Here is a 6,239-nt window from a genome sequence, read left to right on the forward strand (position 1 = left end):
ATTGAACCTTGCCACAGATGAGCCACATCGCACATAGTTGCGGAGTGGTCCCCTCCCAAGACGCACCCTCGCTCGGGCACCGCGGCGGTTTCCTTGCCGTTCGCCTGCAGGACGCCTTCCACTTCCCGGCCCTCAACACCTCGGTGGCGGAGGCGCGAAGACGAGTTCTCGCGCGGCTGCGGGAGTGGGGAATAGACGAAGTGGCGTGCGATGACGCCCAGTTGGTGGTGTCGGAGCTGTTCACCAACGCCGTGCGCCACACCGACAGCGACAAGGTCAGCTGCCAGCTGCGGATCAATGGCGCACGGCTGCGGATAGAGGTCGCCGACCAGGGGCACACCCCGACGGAGCCGAGGGCGCGGTGCAGCGGCGCGGACGAGGAGAGCGGGCGGGGCCTGCTGCTCGTCGGCGCGCTGTCCCAGGCCTGGGGGGTCCGGCCCGACGACAGCGGCCGCGGCCGTGTCGTCTGGGCCGATCTGCCGCACGGGCCGCTCCCCCACTGACCCCTCTGGCCCCGATCGCCGCGTCAGAGCGGCAGCAGGTCCGGGCGCTTGGGCTCCACGTTGTCCCCCGAGGACTCACCGCGCAGGCGGCGTCCGATCCACGGCACCAAGTGCTCGCGCGCCCAGTGGATGTTGTCGCGGCGCACCTCGGCGGCCGACCGCTGATCCTCCCCGGGCCACTCCTGATCGGGGTCGGCCGGCACCTGGAGGCCGAGGACCTGGGCCGCGCGCAGGGCCACGCGCGTGTGCCCGTCCGCCGACAGGTGCAGCCGGTCCTCGCTCCAGGCCCGCCGGTCCTGCACCGAGCGCAGCGACCACAGGTCGAGGACGGGACAGCCATGGCGGTCGGCGATGGCGCGCACGTGCGCGGTGTACGTCGCGATCTTGCCGCGCAGATGCCGCAGGACCGGCATGCCGCGGGTGTCGAAGCCGGTGCACAGCAGCACCGTGCCGACGGACGCAGCCAACTCGGCCACGGCCCGCTCGTACCGCTCGGCCACGTCGTCCGGGTCGCTGCCCGGCCGCAGGATGTCGTTGCCCCCCGCGCAGAACGTGACGAGATCCGGCCCTAGCTCCTTGGCCCGGGGGATCTGCTCCTCGACGATCTGGTCCAGGAGCCGCCCGCGGACGGCGAGATTGGCGTACCGGAAGGTGTGTTCTTCCTGTTGGTCGGAGAGGAGTACGGCCAGCCGGTCGGCCCAGCCGATGAAGCTTCCGTCGGGCCCCGGATCGCCGACGCCCTCGGTGAAGCTGTCCCCGACGGCCGCGTACGACCCGATTGCGCCGATCGCGCTCTTGCTGAATGAATGCGAATCGTCTGCCACGTCAGTACATCTTTCACCTTCCCAAGTGACCTACGCCACCGTAACCAGGGGTTGACGTGCCGTGATGTATCCCACCCCTACAAAATCAGACAGCGCGGAATACGATGCAGCAACTGCCGATTTCCCCAGGAGTTACCCGTGACCCAGACGCCGCAGATGCCGTCCACCGAGCCCGAACTCGCGGGAGTGCGCAACTTCCGTGACCTGGGCGGTCTGCCGACCGCCGACGGGCGGCGGGTGCGGCCCGGCGTCCTCTTCCGCAGCGGCCACCTCGCCCACGCCACCGAGGCGGACGCGGTCTTCCTGGGCTCCCTCGGCCTGCACACCGTCTTCGACTTCCGCAACGCCGCCGACATCGAGCTGGACGGCGCGGACGTGGCGCTCGCCGGGGTGCGCAACGTCAACATCCCGCTCAACGACCCTGCGGCGGGCGCCGAGTTCTGGCAGATGATCCGCGCCCGCGACCTCGCCCAGGTGCGGGCCGTGCTGGCCGAGGGCCGGGCCGCGGGACGGATGATGCAGACGTACCGCGAGATCATCACCACCCGCACCGCCGAGCAGAGCCGGGTGCTGCACGCCCTGGCCGACGCGTCCGTCCCCGCCCTGATGCACTGTGCGGCCGGGAAGGACCGCGCGGGGCTGACCGTCGCCGTCACGCTGCTGGCCCTCGGCGTCGACGCCGAAGCCATCGAGGCCGACTACCTGGAGTCCAACGCGCTGCACCGCCGTTACCGGGTGCAGCGCGCCGAGGGCCTCGACGCGACGACGTCCGACGAGATCACGCAGCTGCTCTCGCCGCTGTTCGAGGCCCGCGCGGAGTACCTGGCCGCCGCCTTCGCGGCCATCGAGGAGACATGGGGCACGACCGAGCGCTACCTCACCGAGGGCCTGTCGCTGGCCCCCGAGGCCCGTGAGCGGCTGCGCGGGCACCTGCTCACGGACTGACCGGCTGCACGGGCGGGGGCCGCCGCACGGCCCGCCCCCGCCGGCGCCGTCAGCGCCCGGCCACCGCCTGCTTGACCAGGGTGCGCCCGAAGTCCCACATCAGCCCGCCACCGTTGTGCGCATCGTCCATGACGGCCGTGAAGGCGTCCACGAAGCGGTCCACCTCCCGCTCTCCGATGATCAGCGGCGGGATCAGCTTGATCACTTCCAGGTGGTCGCCGGAGACCTGGGTGAGGATGCGGTGCTTCTGCAGCAGCGGCACCACCACCATCTGCGCGAACAGGCCCTTGCGGGCCGCCTGGAGCATCGCCCAGCGGCTGCGCAGGCCCAGCGACTTGGGCCTGCCGAACTCGATGCCGATCATCAGGCCGCGCCCGCGCACCTCGTGCAGCAGCTCGTACTTCCCGGTGAGCGCCGCCAGCCGGGACGTCAGCAGCTCCCCGGTGGTGCGGGCGCGCTCGGTGACGCGCTCCTCCTCCATCACCGACAGCACCGCCAGCCCCGCCGCCATGGCCTGCGCGTTGGAGCCGAAGCTCGCCGAGTGGACGAGGACCCGGTCCATGGAGGAGTAGACCTTCTTGAAGATCCAGTCCTTGCCGAGCGTCGCGCCCACGGGCACATAGCCGCCCGAGAGCGCCTTGGCCACGCACACCAGGTCCGGCTCGACCCCGGCGTCGTGCTGGTAGGCGAAGAACTCGCCCGTCCGCCCGATGCCCGTCTGTACCTCGTCCGCGATGAGCAGCGCCTTGTGCCGGTGCAGCAGCCGCTGGGCGGCGAGCAGATAGCCGGACGGCGCGACCGTGACGCCCTTGCCCTGCACCGGCTCGATCACCAGGCCCGCCACGTCACCGCGGGCCAACTCCCGCTCCAGGCGCTCCAGGTCGCCCATCGGCACCGCGGTGTCGGGCAGCAGGGGCGCGAAGCCGTCCCGGAAGCCGTCCTCACCGTTGACCGAGAGCGAGCCCGCCGTCAGGCCGTGGAAGGCGTGCGTGCAGTACAGGATCCTGGGCTTGCCGGTGGCGTACCGGGCGAACTTCAGCGCGGTCTCGACCGCCTCGGTGCCGCTGTTGCCGAAGAACACCCGGTCCAGGTGCGGGGCGTACGCCAGCAGCTTCTCGGCGAGCAGCCCCGGCAGCGGCGGGCAGTCGAAGCGGGTGAGGTCGGCGAGCGAGGCGTCGAGGACGTCGTGCAGCGCCTTGCGGATGACCGGGTGGTGGCGGCCGAGGCCCATCACCCCGAAGCCCGCGAGCATGTCGAGGTAGTCCTGGCCGTCGGCGTCCCAGAAGTAGGCGCCTTCGGCCCGCTCGTAGACCTTGTCGAAGCCGATGGTGCGCAGCATGCGCGGCAGCTGGTGGTTGAGGTGCCGGGCGTGCAGGTCGTACCGTTCACCGCCGCGCTCGGCCAGCAGCCGTGCCAGGTCGAATCTCGTGGTGCCGTCGGCGGTCATGTGCTGCCATTCCCCTTACTGGTCAAAGCGGCCTCCTTACCGACCAGGGCGGCCTCCTTACGGGCCGGGCCGGGCTCCTTGCGGACGAGTGCCGCACTGATCCGCCCCGCGATCTCCGCAGGGGTCAGCCCCAGGTCCGCCAGCACCTCGGAGCGCTTGGCGTGGGCCAGGAACTGCTCGGGGATGCCGAAGGTCCGCACCGGCAGGTCCGTCCCGGCGTCCCGCAGCGCCTGGGCCACGGCCCAGCCGACGCCGCCGGTACGGCTGTTGTCCTCGATGACGGCCACCATGCGGTGCCGCTGGGCGAGCACGGGCAGCGCCTCGTCGACCGGCTTGACCCAGCGCGGATCCACCACGGTGCAGCCGGTGCCGCGCGCCTGCAGCAGCCCGGCGGCGTCCAGCGCCACCCGGGCCATGGGCCCGACGGCGACGAGCAGCACGTCGGCGTCCTCCTCGCCGTCCGGCCGCGCGAGCACGTCCATGCCGCCGGCCCGGCCGACGGCGGGGATGTCCTCGCCGACGTTCTCCTTCGGGAAGCGCACGACGGTCGGGGCGTCCGCCACCTCGACGGCCTCGCGCAGCTGGAGGCGGAGCTGCCCGGCGTCGCGCGGGGCGGCGATGCGCAGGCCGGGCACGACCTGGAGCACCGACATGTCCCACATGCCGTTGTGGGAGGCGCCGTCGGTGCCGGTGACGCCGGCCCGGTCCAGGACGAAGGTGACGCCGCACTTGTGCAGGGCGACGTCCATCAGCACCTGGTCGAAGGCGCGGTTGAGGAAGGTGGCGTAGACAGCGAAGACCGGGTGCAGACCACCGGTGGCCAGGCCCGCCGCGGAGGTCGCCGCGTGCTGCTCGGCGATGCCCACGTCCCAGACCCGGTCCGGGTAGGCGTCGGCGAACTTGGTGAGCCCCACCGGGTGGAGCATGGCCGCCGTGATCGCCACCACGTCGGGCCGCTCGGCGCCGATCTTCACCATTTCGTCGCCGAACACCGAGGTCCAGGACGTGCCGCCGGAGGGCGACAGCGGCTCACAGGTCAGCGGGTTCATCACCCCGACCGTGTGGAAGCGGTCCGCCTCGTCCTCCAGGGCGGGCTGGTAGCCGCGGCCCTTCTCGGTGCGGCAGTGGACGAGCACGGGCCCGTGGAACCGTTTGGCCCGGCGCAGCGCCGACTCGACGGCGGCGATGTCGTGCCCGTCTATGGGGCCGAGGTACTTGAGCCCCAGGTCCTCGAACATGCCCTGCGGCGCGAAGGCGTCCTTGAACCCCTTCTTGGCGCCGTGCAGCGACTCGTACAGCGGCTTGCCGACCAGCGGCAGGCCCTGGACGGCGTCCTTGCCCCAGGACAGGACGCGTTCGTAGCCGTCGGTGGTGCGCAGGGTGGCGAGGTGGTTGGCGAGGCCGCCGATGGTGGGCGCGTAGCTGCGTTCGTTGTCGTTGACGACGATGATCAGCGGCCGGTCCTTGGCGGCGGCGATGTTGTTGAGCGCCTCCCAGGCCATGCCCCCGGTGAGCGCTCCGTCGCCGATGACGGCGACGACGTGGCGGTTCCAGCGCCCGAGCACCTGGTTGGCCTTGGCCAGCCCGTCCGCCCAGCCCAGGACGGTGGAGGCGTGGCTGTTCTCGATGACGTCGTGCTCGGACTCCTCGCGCGAGGGGTAGCCGGACAGGCCCCCCTTGCCGCGCAGCTTGGAGAAGTCCTGGCGCCCGGTCAGCAGCTTGTGGACGTAGCTCTGGTGGCCGGTGTCCCACAGGATGCGGTCGGCGGGCGAGTCGAACGAGCGGTGCAGGGCGATGGTCAGCTCCACCACGCCGAGGTTGGGCCCCAGATGGCCGCCGGTCCTGGCCACAGCGTGGACCAGGAAGTGGCGGATCTCCTCGGCGAGTTCGGTCAGCTCTTCTCCGTCCAGTGACTTCAGGTCGCGCGGACTGCGGATGTTCTCCAGCAACGACACGCCGGCCCCCTCCTCCTTAGTCGGCCTTGTCTGTCAGGCTCGTGTCTCGGATGACCGGTCAGACGACGGTGACGTCGGGCGTCCCCGGCAGGGCGCCCTCCGCCTCCATTCGGCCGGCGAGTGCTATCGCTTCTTCGATGAGGGTCTCGACGATCTTCGATTCGGGGACGGTCTTGATGACCTCGCCCTTGACGAAGATCTGCCCCTTGCCATTGCCGGAGGCCACACCGAGATCCGCCTCGCGGGCCTCGCCGGGACCGTTGACGACACAGCCCATGACGGCCACCCGCAGCGGCACCTCCATGCCCTCCAGGCCGGCGGTCACCTCTTCGGCCAGCTTGTAGACATCGACCTGGGCGCGGCCACAGGACGGGCAGGAGACGATCTCCAGGCGGCGCTGGCGCAGGCCCAGCGACTCCAGGATCTGGATGCCGACCTTGATCTCCTCGGCCGGCGGGGCGGAGAGGGAGACGCGGATGGTGTCGCCGATGCCCTCGGAGAGCAGGGCACCGAAGGCGACGGCGGACTTGATGGTGCCCTGGAAGGCCGGGCCCGCCTCGGTGAC

At 71.2% G+C, this 6,239-nt stretch carries 6 protein-coding genes; 2 read left to right on the forward strand and 4 right to left on the reverse strand.

From position 1 onward, the window contains the following. The first annotated feature begins 17 nt into the window (after positions 1-17). On the forward strand, positions 18-503 hold the full coding sequence (locus FHS39_RS24670; RefSeq protein ID WP_045934437.1) for an ATP-binding protein: 486 nt from the start codon (positions 18-20) through the stop codon (positions 501-503). 23 nt (positions 504-526) lie between these two features. Here FHS39_RS24670 and FHS39_RS24675 read toward each other — a convergent pair whose 3' ends face one another. Next, the gene (locus FHS39_RS24675) at positions 527-1,327 is read right to left on the reverse strand and encodes a GDSL-type esterase/lipase family protein (protein WP_184351698.1); all 801 of its coding nucleotides are present in this window, start codon (positions 1,325-1,327) and stop codon (positions 527-529) included. 156 nt (positions 1,328-1,483) lie between these two features. Here FHS39_RS24675 and FHS39_RS24680 point away from each other — a divergent pair, with 156 nt between their 5' ends. Then, positions 1,484-2,272, forward strand: a complete 789-nt coding sequence (locus FHS39_RS24680) for a tyrosine-protein phosphatase (protein WP_184351709.1) — start codon at positions 1,484-1,486, stop codon at positions 2,270-2,272. 49 nt (positions 2,273-2,321) lie between these two features. On the opposite strand, the gene FHS39_RS24685 is transcribed toward FHS39_RS24680, so the two are convergent. From FHS39_RS24685 to FHS39_RS24695, 3 genes are all read right to left on the reverse strand, one after another. Then, positions 2,322-3,719, reverse strand: coding sequence for an aspartate aminotransferase family protein (locus FHS39_RS24685; protein ID WP_184351699.1), 1,398 nt, complete (start codon positions 3,717-3,719; stop codon positions 2,322-2,324). Then, complete coding sequence (gene dxs / locus FHS39_RS24690) at positions 3,716-5,674, reverse strand: 1-deoxy-D-xylulose-5-phosphate synthase (RefSeq protein ID WP_184351700.1); 1,959 nt, start codon at positions 5,672-5,674, stop codon at positions 3,716-3,718. Before dxs ends, FHS39_RS24685 begins: the two co-directional genes overlap by 4 nt. Before the next feature lie 58 nt (positions 5,675-5,732). Beyond that, on the reverse strand, positions 5,733-6,239 hold a 507-nt coding region (locus FHS39_RS24695), incomplete at its 5' end, for a flavodoxin-dependent (E)-4-hydroxy-3-methylbut-2-enyl-diphosphate synthase (protein ID WP_184351701.1).

Origin of the sequence: Streptomyces olivoverticillatus (genome assembly GCF_014203555.1) — a bacterium.
Taxonomy (GTDB): domain Bacteria; phylum Actinomycetota; class Actinomycetes; order Streptomycetales; family Streptomycetaceae; genus Streptomyces; species Streptomyces olivoverticillatus.